This window comes from Bacillus sp. DC4300-2b2, from assembly GCF_049895685.1.
In the GTDB taxonomy this organism is placed as follows: Bacteria; Bacillota; Bacilli; order Bacillales; family Bacillaceae; genus Bacillus; species Bacillus safensis.
In genome coordinates this window covers 478636-499298 of the sequence record NZ_JAFCSW010000002.1, presented here as the reverse complement: position 1 = coordinate 499298, position 20663 = coordinate 478636, and the positions used below count along the sequence as shown (strand labels likewise).

The following is a 20663-nucleotide window of genomic DNA, read 5'->3' as shown; positions in this document are numbered from 1 at the left end:
TTTATTAATCGTTAGTGGGTCTTCTTTTGTCACCCAGCAAGATTCAAATGTGTCAGTTGCTTCAAGAAAGGCTACATGATGATAAGTCTTATGCGATTTGGTACATGAAAAATGGCAGACCTTTTTGGGTCTGTCTTTTTGTTAAATTGAAATGATACAAATGCGCTTTTACTCTAATGATAACAACATAAAATAAAAAGAAACAGGTCTAGCTGGGACTGACCCCATAAAGTGAGATAAATAAAAAACACTTTCAAGTTTGAAAACGGATCGTTGTAATCCGAAATAAAACATGGAGGTGTTTTTTCTATGGGGACAAGAATCAGCAATTGGCTGTATAAAGGTGTTTTGATCCCTGTCTCAAAAACGGGGGTCAGTCCCGTGTTTTTTTTCATAGATCGCTTGTATGGAAGAGGGAAACAGCACATAAAATAGAATGATAGTGAAAAATGAGGCAGGGAAGGGAGACAATCGATTGAGAACAGGAAAAAAGACCACTCAGAAAAAAGGGGCAGGCTTCGGGCTGTTTTTGACAGCACCTGTGTTAGCCTGGGCGTTTTATGATTTTGCAAATACGATCTTTTCATCAAATATGATCACCATTTTCTTCCCGTTTTACTTGCAGGAAACGATCGGGGACAGTGCGAGAATGGACCAGATCGCAAGTACCTTTATTTCTTATGCAAACGCATTAGCCAGCTTTTTTCTCGTCATTTTTACACCTTTATACGGAGTGCTGATTGATCGAACAGGAAAAAAGAAACGCTACATTACGGTGTTTACGTTCATATGTATTACTTGTACGGTGTTGATGGGGATTTTTGCTGGGATTGATTTCTCAAGTGAGTGGTTTGGGCTGCCTGTTTCTTTATTGGTCGTGGTCACCTTGTTTGTGATCGCAAAGTTTTTTTATCATTCTAGTCTGGTTTTCTATGACACCATTTTGCCCGATCTTGGGACAAAGGAAGAAATCCCGCTTATTTCAGGATTTGGTATCGCCATTGGCTATTTAGGAACACTTGTCGGTCTCTCTGTTTATTTACTTGTTGGCAATGACCAGTTTCATGAAGCATTTATTCCGACAGCTCTTTTATTCCTTCTCTTTTTTCTACCCTTTCTCTTTTTTGTAAAAGATCCTCATCCGCTGCCTCAGCGAGAGAAAAAGGCGTCTTTTTTCAGCGGGTATAAAGAGATTATTCACACGTTTAAAGAGATGAAAAAGTACAAGCCAGCTTTTATTTTTATGATCGCCTTCTTTTTTATGAATGATGCCTTACAAACAGCCATAGCGATGATGGCTGTTTATGCCAAAATCATCATTGGCTTTACCGCTGGGCAATTTATTTTGCTCTATCTTGTGTCGACCATTTCAAGTATCATTGGCTCCTTTCTGTTTGGTTATATCACAAAAGCGATAGGGGCAAAGCGATCGATTACAGTCGTGTATGTCATATTAATTGCTGCGCTTATCTTGGCTGTAACAGCGACAACCGAATGGATATTCTGGATAGCGGGCAGTTTATTTGGGATTTCACTTGGCGCAAGCTGGGGGGCATCACGAATCTTGATTATTGAACTGACACCGAAGGAAAAGAGGGGACAGTTTTTTGGCCTCTTTGCATTCTCAGGGAAGGTGTCTTCCATTATCGGACCCATTATTTATGGCTCAGTTACCCTTCTGTTTGCAGAGCACGGAAATCTCGCAAGCCGCCTTGCATTAGGGTCTTTGCTCATCCTTGCAGCGATAGGACTTGTGATTCATCAATTCGTTCGAGAGAAAGCGTAAAGAAACGTCAACTTTTTACCTATGCTGCCGATATAAAAAGTACAATCTTATATTGAAGAATAGAGGGATTTCCGTGGCTTTAAATAAACAAGAAATTTTACTTGACTCTGGTACCAATGAATTGGAAATTGTGAAGTTTGAAATTGGTGCAAATCAATTCGGCATTAACGTCATGAAAGTAAGAGAAATCATTCAGCCGGTTGAGGTGACGGTTGTACCTCACTCTCACCAAGATGTAGAAGGGATGATTAGTTTACGAGGCGAGATTTTACCAGTCATCAATCTATTTTCCTTTTTTAATGTCGAGTCAGATCAGTCAGAACAAGAGAAATATATTGTGACTGAATTCAACCAACGGAAATTTGTGTTCCATACAGGAACGGTATCACAAATTCACCGCGTCAGCTGGGAAGAGATTGAAAAGCCGACTGCACTCAATCAAGGGATGGACCGTCATTTAACGGGCATCATTAAGCTTGATGAAAAAATGATTTTCCTTCCAGATTACGAAAAAATCATTTATGATATTGAATCCGCTTCTGGTGTTGATACGTATCATATGTTTGACGGTGAGAAAGACGAGAGAAGAACAGGGAAGAAGCTGTATGTCGTTGAAGATTCTCCGCTTCTCATGCGTTTATTAACAAATGAACTAACCGAAGCAGGCTATAAAAACATTGTGACCTTTGAAGATGGCAAACAGGCATATGATCATGTCATGGATCTTGTCAGCAAAGGAATCAGTGTGACAGAAGAAATTGATATGATTATTACGGATATTGAAATGCCTAAAATGGATGGCCACCGGCTAACAAAACTGCTGAAGGACAATCCTTTAACAAATTCCATTCCGATTCTTATTTTCTCTTCGTTAATCACTGAAGATTTGCGTCATAAAGGGGAAACGATCGGTGCAGATGATCAAATCAGTAAACCAGAAATTCATCAGCTGATTGAAAAGGTCGATCATTTTATTATTTAAACAAAAAACCACTCGGCATGAGTGGTTTTTTTCTGTTTAAAAATAACTTTCCCCGAGTCGTTTGAAGACGGGTTTTGTGTAATGTGATTTTTGTTTTGTGGCGGCAGGTTTTTCTTTTAAACCGACATACGCTTGAAGTATTTGCTTTGCTCGGTTTAATGACATATTCGCTTTCGGATTGCGATATGATTGATTTAAATTTCCTAAGTGTGGCAAAAATTCGAAGTCTTCTTTCGTTGGTGGCAGGTGAAAATAATAATCTCCAATTTCAATCAGCACGTCGGACTGTTGTTGACTATACTTGGGATTGTTAGAGAAATGTAGGCCCACTTTTCTTCCTTTACCTTCTTGCAATAGTTTTTGCAGCGCGCGTTTTTTCAAAAGATAAAGAAACTTGGGGTTTGGTGCGGTTTTAGCATGGCGGTTAACAGTATAAATGGCTTTTGCGATGTTTTCTGCTGTAGGTTCTATGTCTTTAGTATGAGCATAATCGTCCATTTTTTCTCTCCTTTGTCTTTCGTCTTCCTGTGCTTAGTATAAATTATACGTTTTAATTAGTAAATTGCAAATAGAGTTATTGTAAAAAGCGATAGCATTCTCATCGCTTGTATTTACAATTGTTATTCATGATGGGTCTAAAACACCTTCTGTATTTTAGAAAACATGCTATCTTGCATTATTTTTCTTCTATCCGTTTTTTTGGAGAGAATCCAGCTGTTTTAATTTTCTATATGCTAAAGGTGTCGTATTTTTTATTCTTTTAAACATATTGATAAAATAGCTTGTGCTGTTGAAGCCTACTTGGTAGGCGATTTCTGTGATATTGAGATCCGTTTCTTGAAGCAGGATGAGGCTTTGCTGAATTCTATATTCATTTACATAATGCATAGGTGATTTCTTTAAAATGTCTTTGAAGGATCTGCAGCATTCTGAGCGGCTAAGCTGTCCTGCACGAGCAATATCTTGAAGAAGGATCTTCTCATGATAATGCTGATGAATCCAATTCAGCATATGTTTCATCCGTTCATTTTTATCGTGTTTACGCGCATCATGTTTCATTTGGAAGCCATTTTGTAATAAGCTTTTCCAAATGGTGATAAGCTGAATATTGAGTTCAAGTTCATAATATGCCGGAGTTTCACCAATTAATTGTTGAATGGTTTGAATACATTGATAAATCTGCTTTGGCCAGTGATCTTTTCGGTTGAATAAAATATAAGGTGTCTGGCTCGCATGCATATAAGGGTGGACAAATGTGGTGAATAATTCATTCGCTGTGATGAAATAGGGAGAGACATTTAAACAAACATAAGTACATGCCGTCCCATTCGCATCTTTTGCCATGTGCAGGCAGCCACTATTGATGAAAATGCCATCTCCTTGCTTTAAACATGATGTCTCTTCATTGATATGAAATTCAGCTTCACCCTCTAAAATAAAGACAAATTGAAACTCGTCATGCCAGTGAAAGAGGGATATAGTCGCTTCTATGATGACGAATTTTCGTATGATAAATAGCAATAGGCCATGTTGTCGTAGAATGCTCTGTTAATTCTTTCAGATTGTAGTCAATCAGAAAATGATGGTTGTGCATAATTCTCCTCAATATTCTTTTATTTTTATGTTCAATTGATATATCAATATGTAACAAAGTGAACTACTATCAACTATATTATCATGATTTGTTGAGAATTGAGGAGAATGAAAATGAATAGGAGAAAGGGAATTTTACTTGTACTCATAGGTGCTATCTGCTGGGGAGTAGGAGGAACAATTTCGCAAAAATTGTTTCAGCAATATGGGATTGATGTCAATTGGCTTGTGACGGTCCGGCTGCTCATTTCAGGAGGATTGCTTTTATTTGTTCATGTTATGACAAAAGAAAAAACACATCTGTTCGGTGTGTGGCAAAAGAAGATGACAGCGATGCAAGTCCTTCTATTTGGGCTAATGGGTATGCTGGCTGTTCAATATACTTATATGGCATCCATTCAACATGGAAATGCTGCTGTGGCAACGCTGCTGCAGTATACAGCCCCTGTCATGATTATCGTGTATTTGGTCATTCGCAGGCAATCAACCTTCACTAGAAGAGATTTGGTCACAGTGGTATTGGCTTTAGCGGGTATGTTTTTCTTATTGACAAATGGTTCTATTTCAACATTAACCGTTCCATTTGTGGCAGTGATTTGGGGAATACTATCGGCTGTGGCGCTCTCGTTTTATACGTTATATCCGATCAGCCTGTTAAAACAATTCGACTCTCTAGTGGTTGTCGGCTGGGCGATGCTTATAGGAGGAGGCGCCCTTAGCTTGATCCATCCTCCATGGAAGGTCAATCTCACTCATTTACCTTTTGAAGCGTATGTCTATTTATTGTTTGTGGTCATATTTGGAACGATGATCGCTTTTTGGTTTTACATAGAAAGTTTGCAATACTTATCACCAAAAGAGTCGAGCTTAATTGGAAGTGTTGAGCCCCTTGCAGCAGTCGTCACGACTGTTTTCTGGTTAAAAGAGCCATTCGGACTTTTCCAATGGATAGGGACAGCTTGTATTGTCTATATGATTTTATTCTTGGCATTGTATCAGCCGAAAAAATGAGCGGGATGGGTGATGAACAATAGAAGGAATGATAAGAAGAATTGACTGAATGAAATATAAACAAAGTGAACTATTAGTTCGTGATAACTACCTATTAATCAAAATGGGTAGCTTCTCAAATGATATTTTTTTATATATGCAGTCCACCATATGCGTGCGTATATGTGATGCATACAGGATAAATTATTTTGTATGAATAGAATAAGCGCAATAAAAACAACCATTAAAGTCAGTTTCATTCGTCATTTGTTTGGCTTCATCCATGGCGCTTTCACCATTCATGTGCAGGCCAATCAACGTACGGCTTGCAGCATCGCCTAAAAATGCACAATCTTCTGTATGTACAACAAACTGTCCCTGTTCATTTTTAGTATGAATAAAATAGTAACTTTTTAGCATTTCTTTCACCTCCAACCTGACTATCCTACTATAAAACATTTAAAGATGTAAAGGGATTTTATTGTGAAAAACAAGAAAAAATGGATCAACAAAACGATAATGGATGGAGGGTTAATGCAGCTCGCGGTATATGTGATAAAAGAAATGAATGTGTAGCTTTTTGTTTATTAGTCTTTACGCATGCTTCGAGCAAATTCTAACAACAGAGGAAATGCATGAAGGACGTTTCAGCCATGAAAAAAGGACTTTCCTGAAAAGAAAGTCCTTTTTGCTATTTACTTATTGAACTCCCTGCCCCTTTAGTTCACGCTGCACGTCTAAGTCGGCAGCTTCTCTGCTGAACTTTGGCAGTGTAATGAAGTAAAAAAGGAAGACGAGTAAAATAATAAAGCCCATTCCGTAATAAATATAAGAAACATTTGTGATGAGTTTTGGAAATAATACCGCAATCAGACCTAATGTCATCGATTGAGCAAACATAGTGAGCGGATCAACCCATCCTGACACACGGCCCATCAATCGAGGATGGACGATTCTAGGCAGCCAGCCGCCAATGACAATGTTGACTGGACCAATACATGTACCAATGACAAATGATGTGACATAAAACAGCCATAATGTATGGGTAGAACCAAGGACAAAAATCAAAATACCTGCGACCAGAATAGGAATCGACATGAGATATTGCATCTTTACCTTTTTAGCGAGGACAGAGCCCATTAAGCTTCCAACGAGCAATCCTGCACCAATCGCAATGGTAAAGAAGGATGTATGCAGTTCAAAATGGTCTGGTGAAAGTCCATATTTCATTGTAAACATCGGAAGAACGGCAAATGCACCATTGACTAGACCGAAAACAAAAAAGCCAAAAATTAAAGAAGCCAATAATTTATTTTTTAAAATATACAGTATGCCTTCTTTAAAATCTTTCAGAGACGTTTTGATGGTCATCCCTCTCCAGCCAGCTTGTCCATTTGGTTGACGCGCTTCAATTGGAATGTTACATGAACGAATCAGGATGCCTGAAATAATAAAGCTGACCAAATCAATTGTAATGGCACCGTGAAGTCCAATCGTCTTATACATAATGGCACCGAGTCCAACGCCAAATACCATAAATAAACTAAACAGCATTTGATTTAAGCCAGCGGCTTTTGCATATTGATCTTTATTTAAAATGGCCTGAACGAGAGAAGCTTCAGCTGGATAGAAGAACTTCGTAATGGCACTTCGAATGAACAAGATCAAGAAAATAAGTGGCAGTGAATTAAAATAAATAACGATAAATAATACAATCGTCAGCCCAGCTCGTATCCAATCACAGTTCTCTGCGACTTTTTTACGATCAAAACGGTCTGCGACCACACCGACCATAAAAAAGACAAAGACGGTAGGAAGAGAATACATAAGTTCAGCCAATGTGGCGTATGCGGGCTGATGACTAAAATGGTCGAGCAAATAAAAGGCAAACGCCATATTGCCGACTGTTGTCCCCATTTGCGAAGCAAGTGCCGCAAAAAAGAGACGAACAAAATTTCTGTTTTTAAAAATATCCATAAATACGCTCCTTAACCTGAAGATCCCACTTTATATCATATAAAATTTTAACCATTCGTACAATTGATTTCATCTACTGGCTAATGGTCACAGGTGTTCCGTTTGGAACGAGTGAAGCAAGCTCGATGACATTCTGATTATACATGCGAATGCATCCTCTAGAAACAGCTTTACCAATTGAAGACGGGTTATTCGTACCGTGAATGCCGTAATGAATTTTTGAGAGGCTCAGCCAATAAGCGCCAAAGGGACCTCCTGGGTTTGGCTGTCTGTTGACAATATAATAAGAACCTGTTGGTGTCATATTTAAAATTTTCCCTGTTGCAATCGGATACGAACGAATAAGCTGTGATCCAGAAAACAAAACGAGACGTTTCGTTGAAATCGAAACAAAGATGCGGTATGGGATCGTATTAGGATCTGGCAAACCAGGTATGATGATGACTTCATTTTGTTCAGGCTCGCGAGCTTGAAGTGACGGATTTGCAGCCTTTAAGGCATCTGTTGTTGTTCGAAAATCAAGCGCTATAGAAGCAAGAGTTTCTCCTCTTTTCACCGTGTATCGCAGCACCAAAGTACACTCCTTTTACTCAAATAAAAGAAGCCATGATGCCGTCACTTGACATACTATATGGACGGAATCAGGCCCAGTAAGGTTTCTCCTAACATTTGTCATGAGAAAGAACTTTGATTATACATATGCAGGAGAGGGCGGTTTGGCTTCTATTTATACGCGAGATGTAAAGGTAAAAAAGGTTAACTCGGGTTTGGCTAAAAACCGAAGCGGCAGCCGCGTTGTCCCAAGTCCACGGTTGACATAGATGCGTTGCTGATCGCTTTCGTATAAACCTTCTACATATGTACGGCCGTAAGGTGCTGTGAGAATCGGTCCATAGAAAGGCAGCTGCACTTGACCACCATGCGTATGCCCGGAAAGCTGCAAGTTAATAGGTGTTGTTTTCAGCTCTAATGCTGCATCAGGCTCATGGACGAGCAGCAACGTAAATAAATCTGATGATACTTCCCGTTTGATCAAATCGTAATCAGGCACGCTCATCATAAGATCATCCAGTGCAGCAATCTGAATATGTGCATGATCTTTTTCTAATAGAAACACATCATTTTTACATAATGTAAATCCACAAGCCTCCATTGTTTTCTCATAAAGCTCCACGCCAAATGGTCCGTAGTCATGATTTCCGTAGATGGCGAGTTTACCGAACGGAGCATGAAGCTTATTCAAATAAGCCTTCGCTTTTTCATGCTCTTGGGTGGATGCTTGAAAATCAACGAGATCACCTGTGAACACAATCAGATCTGGAGATGCAGCATTGATTTTCTGAACGATGGCTTCTAGGTCCTTCGCAGGAAATGTATCACTCAAATGAACGTCACTAAATTGAGCTATTTTAAACTGGTCAAATGAAGCTGGAAGCTGAGCATCTTGAATGGTCAGTGACACGGTATCGATCATGCGCGGCTCAATATACCTGGCATATCCATATCCACAACTTGTAGCCAAAAACCCTAGAATACTCGCACCAGCTGCTCCTTTTAAAAATTGTCTGCGGGAAAGCTGCTTCATATAAGACTCCTTTATAAATAAAATTAAGTATAGCATCATATTTGGATAATCTCCCATATGGTGCATCGAGGGTCAATCATGATATGATAGACAATAATGAATGAATAGTCATTCAAATGATACAGAGGGGGAGAACAAATGACGAAGCAAACAGTGATTGTCACAGGGGGATCAAGCGGTATGGGGAAGGCAATGGCTGCCCATTTGGCAGCTGAAGGCTGGAATGTCGTGATTACTGGTAGAACAGAAGAGACGCTGGAAAAGACGGCAAAAGAAATAAAGCAGAAGGGTGGATCAGTCGCTTACTTCCAAATGGATGTGAGAAACCCAGAGGATGCTGACCAAATGGTCAAGTTTACGGTGGATACATTTGGTGATGTCGATGCCCTCATTAACAACGCAGCAGGAAATTTTTTAGTGCCAGCAGAAAAGCTGTCTCCTAACGGTTGGAAGGCTGTCATTGATATTGTTTTAAATGGTACATTTTTTTGCAGCCATGCAGTGGGCAATTACTGGATTCGGCAAAAGAAAAGGGGAAGTATACTTAACATGGTGGCCACCTATGCATGGGGTGCTGGTGTAGGAGTGGCGCATTCGGCGGCAGCAAAGGCCGGCGTGTTGTCTCTCACTCGAACGCTTGCTGTTGAATGGGGAAAGCAATATCGAATTCGAGTCAATGCCATCGCACCAGGCCCAATTGAGAGAACAGGCGGTGCAGATAAACTATGGGAATCAGAAGAAGCAGCGCAAAGAACATTAGATAGCGTTCCTCTTGGCAGACTGGGCACACCTGAGGAAATTGCAGCGCTTGCGAGCTTTTTATTATCGGAGCATGCGTCTTATATAAATGGAGATTGTATTACGATGGATGGGGGACAATGGCTCAACCAATCACCATTTTGATTGACGATGTAAGACCTGCTTTTGATGTGGTATAATCACACAAAGAGAGAAGCAGGTGATGAAAATGGTCGATCCATTGGATATTTTAACGAATATTGAAGATGTTTTCCCGCACTATCAAGCAATATTCAGTGCGGAAGAGCAAAAAGTGATAGGCTATGAGATTCTAGGAAGAATGAAGCTTGAGTCAGAAACGGTCAGCCTAGGCTCGTTCTTTACGGATTCATCTATTCCTGACGAATATAAATTGGAAGTAGATCACAAAGTACTGACTCAAGCACTTGATCTCTTCACAACAGCAGATGACGATTTGCTCATTTTTATTAATCATGATGCCAATATCCTCATGCTAGATCACGGGGAAAGCTTTTTAGAACTCTTAAAGGAATATGAAGCAAGGGGCATTCAGCTTAACCGATTTGTTATTGAGTTTGCAGAGCATACGTTTAGCGGCGACATTGAACAGCTATACCATACGTTAACGTATTATCGTACATATGGGATTAAAATCGCCGTCTCAAATATAGGAAAGGAAAGCAGTAATCTGGACCGGATTGCCTTGCTTTCACCTGATTTATTAAAAATAGATTTACAGGCATTAAAGGCATCGGCTCCATCTCCTTCCTATGAATATGTCTTGTACAGCATTTCATTGCTTGCAAGAAAAATAGGAGCTGCTCTAATTTATGAGGACATTGAAGCAAATTTCCAGCTTCAGTATGCTTGGAGAAATGGCGGGAGATATTTTCAAGGGTTCTATCTTCATGAGCCTGCAGGAGAATTAATCGATCGAAGCCACCGAAAAGATCAGCTTAGAGAAGAATTCCAGCAATTTATTGCCCATGAGAAAAAGAAGCTGCAAGCTGTATACGAACATTCTGAAACATTTTATAAACGAATTCATCAAGCTGTTACGACTTTAAAGAAATCGTGCAGCACAAATGATGAGCTCATTCAAAAACTGGCACTTGAACTAACAGATTGCAGTTTTCGGATTTATATGTGTAATGAAGAAGGCTTTCAAATCACTGGAAATGTGTTCAAAAAAGAAGAAGAATGGTTGTTTCAGCCGGAGTATATAGAAAAAAACTGGAGTTGGCGTCCTTATTTCCTAGCAAATATTCTTCAAATGAGAATTAGCGGAAAAGGATTTTTCAGCGATATTTATAGTGATTTAGAAACAGGTGAGAGGATACGTACGTTTTCTTATCCTTTAGAGGGAGATATGTATTTGTTTATAGACCTTCCGTATGCCTATTTATATGAGCAAGATGGATTAATTTGAAGACGCGGCGTGAAGAGAAACCCTCGCATTCGTTGTCAGTCCTGCGTGCCAGTGCTCAGAATGTACAATTCGCTCCGCTACGGTACTTGACCTTCCTAGACTTCAAAGTTTTTCTATCACGCTGAAATATAAGCAAAAGAAATTTTAGCCTTTTGTCATCAATCTGAGCAGCCTTGTAGGCTGCTTTTTTTTGATAGAAAAAAGAAATAAAAAATGGTTGACAATGAAACTGATAATCATTATCATTTAGTTATAGAGAGAAGCTACTCTCTGTTCCCCAACCCCTCTATCAGATCAAGATCCAAAAAACTTGGCGCTACCCCCGCCAAGTTTTTTTTGTGCTTCAATCTCTCCCTTCATGCATAGGACAGCCCAAACTTTCCATACATCTTAAGTGATGATAGTTAGACGGTAGGAGGGAAACATCATGATCAAACGTGACACGCGGCTGCTCATTGATTTGCCAAGACCAGATCACCCAGATGCAAATGGTGCCGCTGCTGTGCAAGAATTACTCGGCGGAAAATTCGGTGAAATGTCCACATTAAATAATTATATGTTTCAATCCTTTAACTTTAGAGGAAAACGAAAACTCAAACCGTTTTATGACCTCGTATCCAGTATTACAGCTGAAGAATTCGGTCATGTTGAGCTTGTGACCACAGCCATCAATCTCATGATTACAGGAACCACCCATGGCGGGGACCCAGATACGACGCCGATGAAGGCAGCTGTCGATAAACGAAATACACAGCATTTTATTCAAACAGCCCAAACAGGTTATCCGTTTGATTCAATGGCAAAACCTTGGACCGGAGAGAATGTGTTCTCAAGCGGTAACCTCATTCTTGACCTCCTCCATAATTTCTTTCTTGAATGCGGAGCACGTACGCACAAAATGCGCGTATATGAAATGACGGACCATCCTACAGCAAGAGAGATGATTGGTTATTTACTTGTCAGGGGCGGCGTGCATGTTGTGGCATATGCGAAGGCACTTGAAGTCGCTACAGGAGTCGATGTAGGGAAGATGCTGCCAATCCCAAATCTCGATAACAAATACTTTGATTCAGCGAGGAAATTTGAAGATCAGAATGTTCATACAAAGCTGTATACATTTAGTGATACGGACTACAAGGATATCAATAAAATTTGGAAAGGGAGCCACCCGATTGATGGAAAGCCGCTGACAGTCATTGAGGGCACCCCGCAAGGTGCACCAGTGCCAGATTATAGAGAATTACCGGAAGAGTTTGCTCCAGGCATTTCCAAGGAGGATTTTGATGAAATTGCGAAACGGCTGATGAGATCTGCTGGTTTATAAAAATCATGGTGCATGAGATTAAAAAAAAGACTCAAACTAAAAAAACAGATTCTTTTTCTTTTTTTGAATTCAAGAGGAAAAATATCATCTGAGAACACTTTATGGTATGATGCTTTGTAGGACTTGTGTATAATCAATACGGGTTCATCTTGAGTTGTTTTTTTGAAAGGAGTCTTTTTTTAGAATGTCACAATTAATGGGTATCATTACAAGGCTGCAAAGTCTTCAAGAGACAGCAGAAGCTGCAAACGAGCCGGCACAGCGTTATTTCGAAGTGAACGGTGAGAAAATCTGTAGTGTTAAGTATTTCGAAAAGAATCAAACGTTTGAATTGACTGTTTTTCAACAAGGGGATAAGCCAAACACGTTCCCATTTGACAACATTGATATGATTTCGATTGAGATTTTTGAGCTTCTACAATCCTAAGCTGAATCGTATGAAATGTTTTTTCTGAGGATTCCTTCGTTTATTGCGGCAGCATACATGGATCATCATAGATGATATGTACAAATGGAAGATGATCAATCAGCGCATTTTTCGGATAAGAGACCATTAAAAAGGAGTTCCTTTCTGTGAGTGATTCTTTTTTCTACAATCTTTCTGAAGATCATTTAGCGTTTTCTGATGTCGTCATGAGAATGAAAGACTTTATTTTAAAAGACCCTAGATCCACCTATGTGTTATCAATTGGTACGGACTCTCAGGTCAATCAAAATGTCACAACATTTATGACTGCAATTCATCTCCACCGGATTGGCAAAGGAGCTTGGGGCTGTCTCACACAACAAGTGATCGAGAGGCCCGTGCAAAGTCTTAGAGAAAAAATTTCATTAGAGACAGCGTTTAGCCAAAAGGTATGTGCAGACATCCTTGAGGGGCCTTTAACAGAACTGATGGATTTGCTTCTTCCGTTTGCTGAGGAAGGGGCAGACCTTCGTTTTGAAGCCCATTTGGATATTGGCAAAAAAGGAAGTACGAAAGAGCTGATTCAGGAAATGACCGGAATGATCACAGCTATGGGAATTGAAGCAAAAATAAAACCCGACTCATATGCCGCATTTTGCTATGCCAATCGATACACAAAATAAATTCCGTCATTTTTCTCCAAACCTTGTCGAAACGTGCGGTTGACGATTCGATTCTAGTTCCTTATTCTAGCTGTATAGAGAGGAAGCAGACATTCAAAAGCCTGCTAATCAATATAAAAGCATATATGAAACAGGGGGCCTGATGTTGAATGAGCGTCATCGAAAATCGTTTTAATGAAGAAGAGAAAAAGCTATTATTAAACGTATTGCTGAATCAGGAATATGCTGTCGAATTACTAAGCAGTGAGATCAATGATATAGAATGTGGAACAAAAAATGTCGACGACAATACGTATAAGCAATTGATCACATTGTATGACAGAGTAAGGTTTGAGAATTAATATTGGTTTAACATTCTATTAGATACTCGGGGGCTGAGTATCTTTTTTATGCAGAAAAAATCTTTCGACAAAATTCGTTTTAGTTTATGCTTAATCGTAAAGGGGAATGTATGATTGATGATTGAGAGAAAAGGGGTCGAAGAAACATGATAGAGATAGAACCGACTCAATTGCTTGAGTCCACAGTAGCCGAGCATATGATTGATGCAGATAAAGTCGCACATGTTCAAATTGGAAATAACCTTGAGCATGCCCTATTGGTTCTAACCAAAACAGGATATACAGCCATTCCGGTATTAGACGCTTCCTATCATTTACACGGGTTAATTGGAACGAATATGATTATGGATAAAATCTTCGGTTTAGAACGTATCGAATTCGAGAAGCTCGACCAGTTGAAGGTTGAGGAGGTCATGCTGACGGATATTCCGAGACTCAAAACGACAGATCCTGTTCTAAAAGGCGTTCACGCCGTGACGAATAATGGATTTGTTTGTGTAGAAAATGAGGAGCAAGTCTTTGAAGGCATTTTTACTCGACGAGTTGTATTAAAGCGCTTAAATGAGGTCATTCATTCCGCAAAAAAATGAGCTGCAGCCCAGCTTATTTTTTTTGCCTTCATAAGTTAAAATTTATATAATGAGCATATAAAATAAGAAAAACTTATAGAGAGAAAGGGGACGCCCATGCAGCTTCAGGAGTTACATATGCTTGTTGTGCTAAGTGAAGAATTGAATATGAGGAAGGCCTCGGAACGGCTCTTTGTCTCTCAGCCTGCTTTATCTCAAAGATTGCAGACGATCGAAAAGGAATGGGGAACGAAAATCTTTTTTCGTTCACAAAAGGGGCTGACCGTGACTTCAGCAGGTGAACAGATTATCCAATTTGCAAAAGAGGTGACGGTTGAACAGGATCGAGTGAGAGAACGAATTGATGAACTTGAGGGTGACATTCACGGTACACTCAAGCTTGCGGTGGCGTCGATTATTGGACAGCACTGGCTGCCAAAGGTGTTAAAACGGTATGTCGAAAAATATCCAAATGCCAAGGTGTCACTCGTTACCGGCTGGAGCAGTGAAATGCTCAAAAGCTTGTATGAAGATCACGTGCACATAGGAATCATACGCGGAAACCCTGATTGGAAGGGGACAAAGGAATACTTGATGACAGATCATTTATATTTAGTCGATTCCGTGATCAAGGACGTAGATGAATTAATCAAGACAGAGCGGCCATTTATCCAATTTAAAAGCGACAGCACGTATTATCAGGAAATTCAGCACTGGTGGCACCAAAAGTTTAAAGTGTCTCCAAAGCAGACAATTTTAGTAGACCAAATTGAAACATGTAAACAAATGGCCTACCACGGCATCGGCTACGCCATTTTGCCTTCTGTTACCTTATATGACCACGAAAAAAGTGTTTATAAAACACCGCTTGTTGATGTGAACGGAGAGCAAATCGGCCGTGACACATGGCTGCTAGGCTATGAAGCGTCTTTTCAGTTAAAACAGGTACAAGCATTTGTTGGTGTGGTTAAAGAAATGCTTGAAAATGATGCCGTGTAAGTACCTTCTTGGAATAGAGAGGTACTTTTTTTTATGAAATCATTTGACAATGAAAATCATTATCATTTAAAGTGTACATATAATAATTGAAAATGATTATCATTTAGATGAGGTGACCGATAGATGAAAGCAATAATTGCATTTGCGAGTATGTCTGGAAATACGGAAGATATGGCAGCGATCTTAAAGCAAACACTTGAAGGAAATGGGATAGATACAAAGATGATGGAATTTGATGATACGAACGCAGAGGATCTTTCCACATACGATTACGTATTCATTGGTTCTTATACATGGGGTGATGGAGATTTACCTTATGAAGCGGAGGATTTTTATGAAGAGGTCTCTACTCTTGAACTTAGTCACATAAAAGCAGCTGTCTTTGGATCGGGTGATTACAGCTATCCGAAGTTTTGCGAGGCTGTCCATACATTCCATGACATGCTGAAATCAACGGGTGCATCTGTTTTTCCTGAAACATTAAAAATGGAACTTGCACCGGATACAGATGAAGATGTGGCGTGCTGTCAGGAATTTGCATCGAGCTTTTTAACGTGGGCCTCTTTGTCTGAGAAACGAGTTGAAAATCATGTTTCATAAAGGAGCAACGGCCGTTGCAGCATCTAAAAGTGGTGGATACTTTGTCGCTGTAAAACGTGAAGGTATTTTTCACTATAGTGTGGAGAGTGGATGGCAGCAGCTGTTTAAGCTCAAGCATAAAATTCATGCGATCAGCTATATTGGCCCTTATTTATTCGGTGTTGGTGAAAATGGCACAGTGATTAGATCAGGAGATGAAGGCAATACATGGGCGTTATCTTCATTTCCAACAAATGCAGTCGTCTGGTCTATTACAGGACGCAAAGATGGGTTTGTATGTGCGCATGGAAAACATAGTATCTATGTGTCAAATGATTTCGGAATTTCCTGGGAAATTATGAAGCCATTTGCTCATGTGAATCATCCGCCGGTCATTCGTTCTTTATGTGCTGCAGGTGACCATCTTTATATTGGAACACAGATTCATGAGGTTCACGGGGGAATATGGGTGTATGACTTGCAGAGTGAACAGATTTTTCTTCTAAACAGAGAGGAGCAGCGAATGACAGCTTCTATGCTGCTCTGTCATGAACATCTTCTTGTTTGTGCATTAGGTTCAAAAAAAGGTAAAAAAGGATCTGTTCAAATTTTAGATTTACATACAAATATTCTTCATGATATTCAATCACAGGCTTTTGCTAGAGAAGAATCATTTTTGGATGTATCGGAGGATAATGGCATTGTGTATGTGACTACCTCACAAGACGAACACGGATTTTCTAAAGTGTATCAGCTTGATATTGAGCAAAAAGAGCTCAAATGGTTTGATACGATCAAAGGACACGGTTTTCGTGTAGCCAATCAAAACGAAAACTTTTTCTGTGCGGGTTTATATGAAAGTAAGTTTGTCAGGCCATATGAGGAGCCTGCATTGATTCATTGATAAGGAGGAAGAAAAAGTGACAGAGAAGGTTTTATTAGTGTATGCCACGATGTCTGGAAATACAGAAGCGATGGCAGATTTAATTGAAAAAGGTATAACGGAAGCAGGAGCAAGCGTGGACCGGCATGAAGCGATGGATATTGATGCCGAGCTGCTCAATGATTACTCGCACATTATGTTAGGAGCTTATACATGGGGAGATGGCGATCTTCCGGATGATTTTATTGATTTATATGAAGAAATGGAAGAGCTTGATTTAACGGGAAAAGTATTTGCAGTATTCGGTTCAGGCGATACATCTTACGAACATTTTTGCGGAGCTGTTGACCTAATCGAAGAAAAAGTGAAGGAGCTTGGCGGTGACATTGTCCTGCCATCAGTTAAGATTGAGCTGAATCCAGAAGGAGAGGAAGAAGACGAATTAATTTCTTTTGGCAGACAATTTGTTCAGCTTCACCAGCAAGAAGCGGGATAATCGGTCCCGCTTGTTTTATTTTCCATTGTGGAGATGACTCTTTCACTTGTCATTAAAACACTCCTTTGGTACAGTAATGAAGTATAAATTAAGAGGAGGACATACATACATGAAACAAATGGACGCTAATGAAATTATTTCATTTATTCAAAATAGTACAAAATCAACACCTGTCAAAGTCTATATTAAAGGTGACTTAGAAGGTATTGAGTTTGGTGAACATGCAAAAACATTCATCACAGGAAACACTGGAGTTGTTTTCGGTGAGTGGAGTGAAATTCAAGAAGCGCTAGCATCAAACAAAGACAAAATTGAAGATGTTGTTGTGGAAAATGACCGCCGCAACTCTGCAATTCCGATGTTAGATTTGAAAAACATTAAAGCCCGTATTGAGCCAGGGGCAATCATCCGTGACCAAGTTGAAATCGGTGATAATGCAGTCATTATGATGGGTGCTTCTATTAATATCGGTTCTGTGATCGGCGAAGGTACGATGATTGACATGAACGTGGTGCTTGGCGGCCGTGCGACAGTAGGTAAGAACTGTCATATCGGTGCTGGATCTGTTCTTGCAGGTGTCATTGAGCCGCCGTCTGCTAAACCAGTTGTTGTAGAAGATGACGTTGTCATCGGTGCGAACGCTGTTGTTCTAGAAGGCGTGACAATTGGTAAAGGAGCAGTAGTAGCTGCTGGTGCGATCGTTGTGAACGATGTAGAGCCTTACACAGTTGTAGCAGGTACACCTGCTAAGAAAATCAAAGACATCGATGAAAAAACAAAAGGTAAGACAGAAATCAAACAAGAACTGCGTCAGCTTTAATCATATAATTCGCAGCTGAAGACAAAGACGTGGATGAGATATCCACGTCTTATTCGTATAGAAGAAAGGAAGCGAGTTCACTTGTTAAATCGTGAGCAATTAATATCCATTCGAAGAGATTTACACCAAATCCCTGAGCTTGGTTTCCAAGAATTTAAAACACAAGCGTATCTCATTCAGCATTTGGACACCTATTCAAAAGATCGAGTTGAGATTGAAACGTGGCGTACAGGCCTTTTTGTAAAAGTGAAAGGGACAAATCCAACGCGCGTATTTGCTTATCGTGCAGATATGGACGGCCTGTCTATACCCGAGGAAACAGGGTATCCATTTGAATCTGTGCATGAAGGGAAGATGCATGCATGTGGACATGACCTTCATATGACCATTGCACTTGGTATCATCGATCATTTCGTTCATGAACCGATCAAAGAAGACGTATTATTTATCTTCCAGCCGGCAGAAGAAGGTCCAGGCGGTGCCGAACCAATGCTTACAAGTGATGTTCTCAAAAAATGGACGCCAGACTTTATTACAGCGCTGCATATCGCACCTGAATATCCTGTTGGAACAATTGCTACAAAGCCGGGTTTGTTATTTGCCAATACGAGTGAGCTTGTGATTGAGCTTGAAGGAAAAGGCGGACACGCTGCATATCCTCATTTAGCAAATGATATGGTTGTTGCTGCAAGTGCTCTTGTAGGTCAGCTGCAATCGGTTATTTCGCGTAATGTTGATCCCCTTGATAGTGCGGTCATTACAGTGGGCACGATTACCGGCGGAACGGCTCAAAATATTATTGCGCAGCATGCAAAGCTTGACGGTACCATTCGCACACTTTCGCCAGAGTCTATGGACAAGGTGAGAAAGCGAATTGAAGCATTGGCAAAAGGAATAGAAATTGGCTACGAATGCAAGGCAACCGTTCAATACCCTTCGTCTTATTACGAAGTGGACAATTCAAAGGATTTGACAGAGGAATTTATGTCATATGTAGCTGAAGAAGGACTTGCGAATGTAATTGAATGCAGAGAAGCCATGACAGGAGAAGATTTTGGCTACATGCTGAAAAAATATCCCGGCTTTATGTTTTGGCTAGGGGTCGATTCAGAATACGGCCTGCACCATGCAAAGCTCCAGCCTGATGAAAACGCGATTGAAACAGCTGTGAATGTCATGACGGCTTATTTTAAAAAGCAAGCTGGTGAATGAATAATCGAGCTGCCTCCTGTACACCTTATGAACAGGAGGTGTTCTTGATTATGACAAGAATTGGTGTAGAACAATCTTTATCCGATGTAGAAGAACTATTGAAGCAAAAAGGGTATGATGTCGTACGGATTCAAAATGAACAGCAAATGGACCAGTGTGACTGTTATGTAGTCACAGGACTAGATTCAAATGTTCTTGGCATTTCAGACACAACAACAAAGGCATCTGTTATTACAGCATCAGGTATGACGGCTGATGAAATTTGCCAAGAAGTCGAACAGCGTGTTCAATAACAAGAAAAAGAACCGGTAGATTATGCTCCCGGTTCTTTTTGATCTTTTTCCAAATCGAGTACTTCTTTAATTTTTTTGCGCAAGATTCGTTCTACCCGCCATTGCTCCATTGTTTCGGTTTTCGCTATGATGCGCAGCACAAGGGAAGAAGAACCGAACGCCTCCACGCCGACAACCTGAGGACCTTCGATAATTTGAGGAGTTTCCTCCCGCACCTCATCACAGGCAGCTTGAAGGGCTGCGATCATCTGATCCACATTTTTATCTGGAGACAGCTCAATATCAACGAGTGCCTGCATCGTCCCTCTTGAATGATTGCTCACATTCAGTATGCTACGATTTGGAATGAAATGAAGAGTGCCATCAAAGCTTCGAAGCTGCGTGGTTCTTAGTCCAATTTGTTCGACAATCCCATCAAAGCCAGCGACTGTTATATATTCTCCTACATCAAATTGTTTTTCCAGTAATATAAAGAATCCAGTCACAATATCACTCACTAACCCTTGAGCGCCAAAACCGATCGCAAGTCCTACAACGCCTGCACCTGCCAGCAAAGCAGTTGGGTTATAATGAAATAAGTCGAGGATCATCACAACTAGAATAAAAATCAATAAGTAGGCGAAAATATTTAACGTTAGACTTTGCAGTGTCTGAGCTCTTGATAAAGAGACTTCATGCTTTTCAGCGAATGTGGAATAGGCTCGCTTAATCATTTTGTTTCCAATGGCTCTGATGATAAAGTAAATGGCAAAAATGGCGACTAGTTTTAGCAGAATCATACTGCTATTGAGGATAATGGAAACCCAATCCACTTGTTGAAATGCTCTCATAATCTTCAAAACCTTTCTATGTATGCTCTAAAAGAGAAGCTAATCATTTGTTCCCTTATGCAAGTCATGTTAAACTTTTGATAGGTGAAGCAGGAAATTGTGACAAATCGTTAATTAAATTTATTAT

At 40.0% G+C, this 20663-nt stretch carries 23 protein-coding genes and 1 pseudogene; 17 read left to right on the top strand and 7 right to left on the bottom strand.

Annotated elements, in window-relative coordinates; translation table 11 throughout:
- The first annotated feature begins 475 nt into the window (after positions 1–475).
- The gene (locus ACP69X_RS07430; protein WP_269103696.1) at positions 476–1786 is read left to right on the top strand and encodes an MFS transporter; all 1311 of its coding nucleotides are present in this window, start codon (positions 476–478) and stop codon (positions 1784–1786) included.
- A 73-nt stretch (positions 1787–1859) separates the two neighbouring features.
- Positions 1860–2768 carry a chemotaxis protein gene (locus ACP69X_RS07425; protein ID WP_024424709.1) on the top strand — a complete coding sequence of 303 codons (909 nt, stop codon included), beginning with the start codon at positions 1860–1862 and terminating at the stop codon, positions 2766–2768.
- Between the two features lie 36 nt (positions 2769–2804).
- Here ACP69X_RS07425 and ACP69X_RS07420 read toward each other — a convergent pair whose 3' ends face one another.
- Positions 2805–3266, bottom strand: a complete 462-nt coding sequence (locus ACP69X_RS07420; RefSeq protein ID WP_041084999.1) for a YkyB family protein — start codon at positions 3264–3266, stop codon at positions 2805–2807.
- 189 nt (positions 3267–3455) lie between these two features.
- Positions 3456–4362: pseudogene (locus tag ACP69X_RS07415) on the bottom strand (AraC family transcriptional regulator).
- A 113-nt stretch (positions 4363–4475) separates the two neighbouring features.
- Between ACP69X_RS07415 and ACP69X_RS07410 the strand changes: the two are divergent.
- Positions 4476–5372, top strand: coding sequence for a DMT family transporter (locus tag ACP69X_RS07410; RefSeq protein WP_041084997.1), 897 nt, complete (start codon positions 4476–4478; stop codon positions 5370–5372).
- Between the two features lie 183 nt (positions 5373–5555).
- On the opposite strand, the gene ACP69X_RS07405 is transcribed toward ACP69X_RS07410, so the two are convergent.
- From ACP69X_RS07405 to ACP69X_RS07390, 4 genes are all read right to left on the bottom strand, one after another.
- Positions 5556–5771 carry a hypothetical protein gene (locus tag ACP69X_RS07405; protein WP_039178134.1) on the bottom strand — a complete coding sequence of 72 codons (216 nt, stop codon included), beginning with the start codon at positions 5769–5771 and terminating at the stop codon, positions 5556–5558.
- A gap of 279 nt (positions 5772–6050) precedes the next feature.
- Positions 6051–7328, bottom strand: a complete 1278-nt coding sequence (locus tag ACP69X_RS07400) for an MFS transporter (protein ID WP_024426859.1) — start codon at positions 7326–7328, stop codon at positions 6051–6053.
- A gap of 73 nt (positions 7329–7401) precedes the next feature.
- On the bottom strand, positions 7402–7899 hold the full coding sequence (locus ACP69X_RS07395) for a L,D-transpeptidase family protein (RefSeq protein WP_039178139.1): 498 nt from the start codon (positions 7897–7899) through the stop codon (positions 7402–7404).
- A gap of 156 nt (positions 7900–8055) precedes the next feature.
- Positions 8056–8913, bottom strand: coding sequence for a metallophosphoesterase (locus ACP69X_RS07390; RefSeq protein WP_041084996.1), 858 nt, complete (start codon positions 8911–8913; stop codon positions 8056–8058).
- 138 nt (positions 8914–9051) lie between these two features.
- Between ACP69X_RS07390 and fadH the strand changes: the two genes are divergently transcribed.
- The 14 genes from fadH (at position 9052) to ACP69X_RS07320 (ending at position 19706) form a co-directional block, all read left to right on the top strand.
- Complete coding sequence (gene fadH, locus ACP69X_RS07385; protein WP_073979432.1) at positions 9052–9816, top strand: 2,4-dienoyl-CoA reductase; 765 nt, start codon at positions 9052–9054, stop codon at positions 9814–9816.
- A 64-nt stretch (positions 9817–9880) separates the two neighbouring features.
- A complete protein-coding gene (locus ACP69X_RS07380; protein ID WP_024426863.1) occupies positions 9881–11101 on the top strand; it encodes an EAL domain-containing protein in 1221 nt (406 codons plus the stop codon).
- Between the two features lie 427 nt (positions 11102–11528).
- Entirely contained in the window at positions 11529–12425 is an 897-nt protein-coding gene (locus tag ACP69X_RS07375) for a manganese catalase family protein (protein WP_041084994.1), read from the top strand.
- Positions 12426–12609: 184 nt separating this feature from the next.
- Positions 12610–12852, top strand: a complete 243-nt coding sequence (locus tag ACP69X_RS07370; RefSeq protein WP_003212254.1) for a YkuJ family protein — start codon at positions 12610–12612, stop codon at positions 12850–12852.
- Between the two features lie 146 nt (positions 12853–12998).
- A complete protein-coding gene (locus tag ACP69X_RS07365; RefSeq protein WP_041084993.1) occupies positions 12999–13514 on the top strand; it encodes a ribonuclease H-like YkuK family protein in 516 nt (171 codons plus the stop codon).
- Between the two features lie 149 nt (positions 13515–13663).
- Positions 13664–13855 (top strand): antirepressor AbbA, encoded by a 192-nt coding sequence (abbA, locus tag ACP69X_RS07360; protein ID WP_003210802.1) that lies wholly within the window; start codon positions 13664–13666, stop codon positions 13853–13855.
- Positions 13856–14001: 146 nt separating this feature from the next.
- Entirely contained in the window at positions 14002–14445 is a 444-nt protein-coding gene (gene cbpB / locus ACP69X_RS07355) for a cyclic-di-AMP-binding protein CbpB (RefSeq protein ID WP_034281593.1), read from the top strand.
- A 96-nt stretch (positions 14446–14541) separates the two neighbouring features.
- A complete protein-coding gene (locus ACP69X_RS07350; RefSeq protein ID WP_024424721.1) occupies positions 14542–15423 on the top strand; it encodes a LysR family transcriptional regulator in 882 nt (293 codons plus the stop codon).
- Positions 15424–15546: 123 nt separating this feature from the next.
- A complete protein-coding gene (locus ACP69X_RS07345) occupies positions 15547–16023 on the top strand; it encodes a flavodoxin (protein WP_269103681.1) in 477 nt (158 codons plus the stop codon).
- The gene (locus tag ACP69X_RS07340; protein ID WP_041084991.1) at positions 16013–16906 is read left to right on the top strand and encodes a WD40/YVTN/BNR-like repeat-containing protein; all 894 of its coding nucleotides are present in this window, start codon (positions 16013–16015) and stop codon (positions 16904–16906) included. Before ACP69X_RS07345 ends, ACP69X_RS07340 begins: the two co-directional genes overlap by 11 nt.
- Positions 16907–16922: 16 nt before the next feature.
- Complete coding sequence (locus ACP69X_RS07335; protein ID WP_073979434.1) at positions 16923–17381, top strand: flavodoxin; 459 nt, start codon at positions 16923–16925, stop codon at positions 17379–17381.
- A 109-nt stretch (positions 17382–17490) separates the two neighbouring features.
- Positions 17491–18201, top strand: a complete 711-nt coding sequence (dapD, locus tag ACP69X_RS07330; protein WP_008347987.1) for a 2,3,4,5-tetrahydropyridine-2,6-dicarboxylate N-acetyltransferase — start codon at positions 17491–17493, stop codon at positions 18199–18201.
- A gap of 33 nt (positions 18202–18234) precedes the next feature.
- A complete protein-coding gene (locus ACP69X_RS07325; protein ID WP_052468207.1) occupies positions 18235–19413 on the top strand; it encodes an N-acetyldiaminopimelate deacetylase in 1179 nt (392 codons plus the stop codon).
- A 50-nt stretch (positions 19414–19463) separates the two neighbouring features.
- Positions 19464–19706, top strand: coding sequence for a YkuS family protein (locus ACP69X_RS07320; protein ID WP_024424725.1), 243 nt, complete (start codon positions 19464–19466; stop codon positions 19704–19706).
- A gap of 20 nt (positions 19707–19726) precedes the next feature.
- Here ACP69X_RS07320 and ACP69X_RS07315 read toward each other — a convergent pair whose 3' ends face one another.
- Positions 19727–20536: a mechanosensitive ion channel family protein gene (locus tag ACP69X_RS07315; RefSeq protein WP_426052555.1), complete on the bottom strand. Its 810-nt coding sequence runs from the start codon at positions 20534–20536 to the stop codon at positions 19727–19729.
- Between the last annotated feature and the right edge of the window lie 127 nt (positions 20537–20663).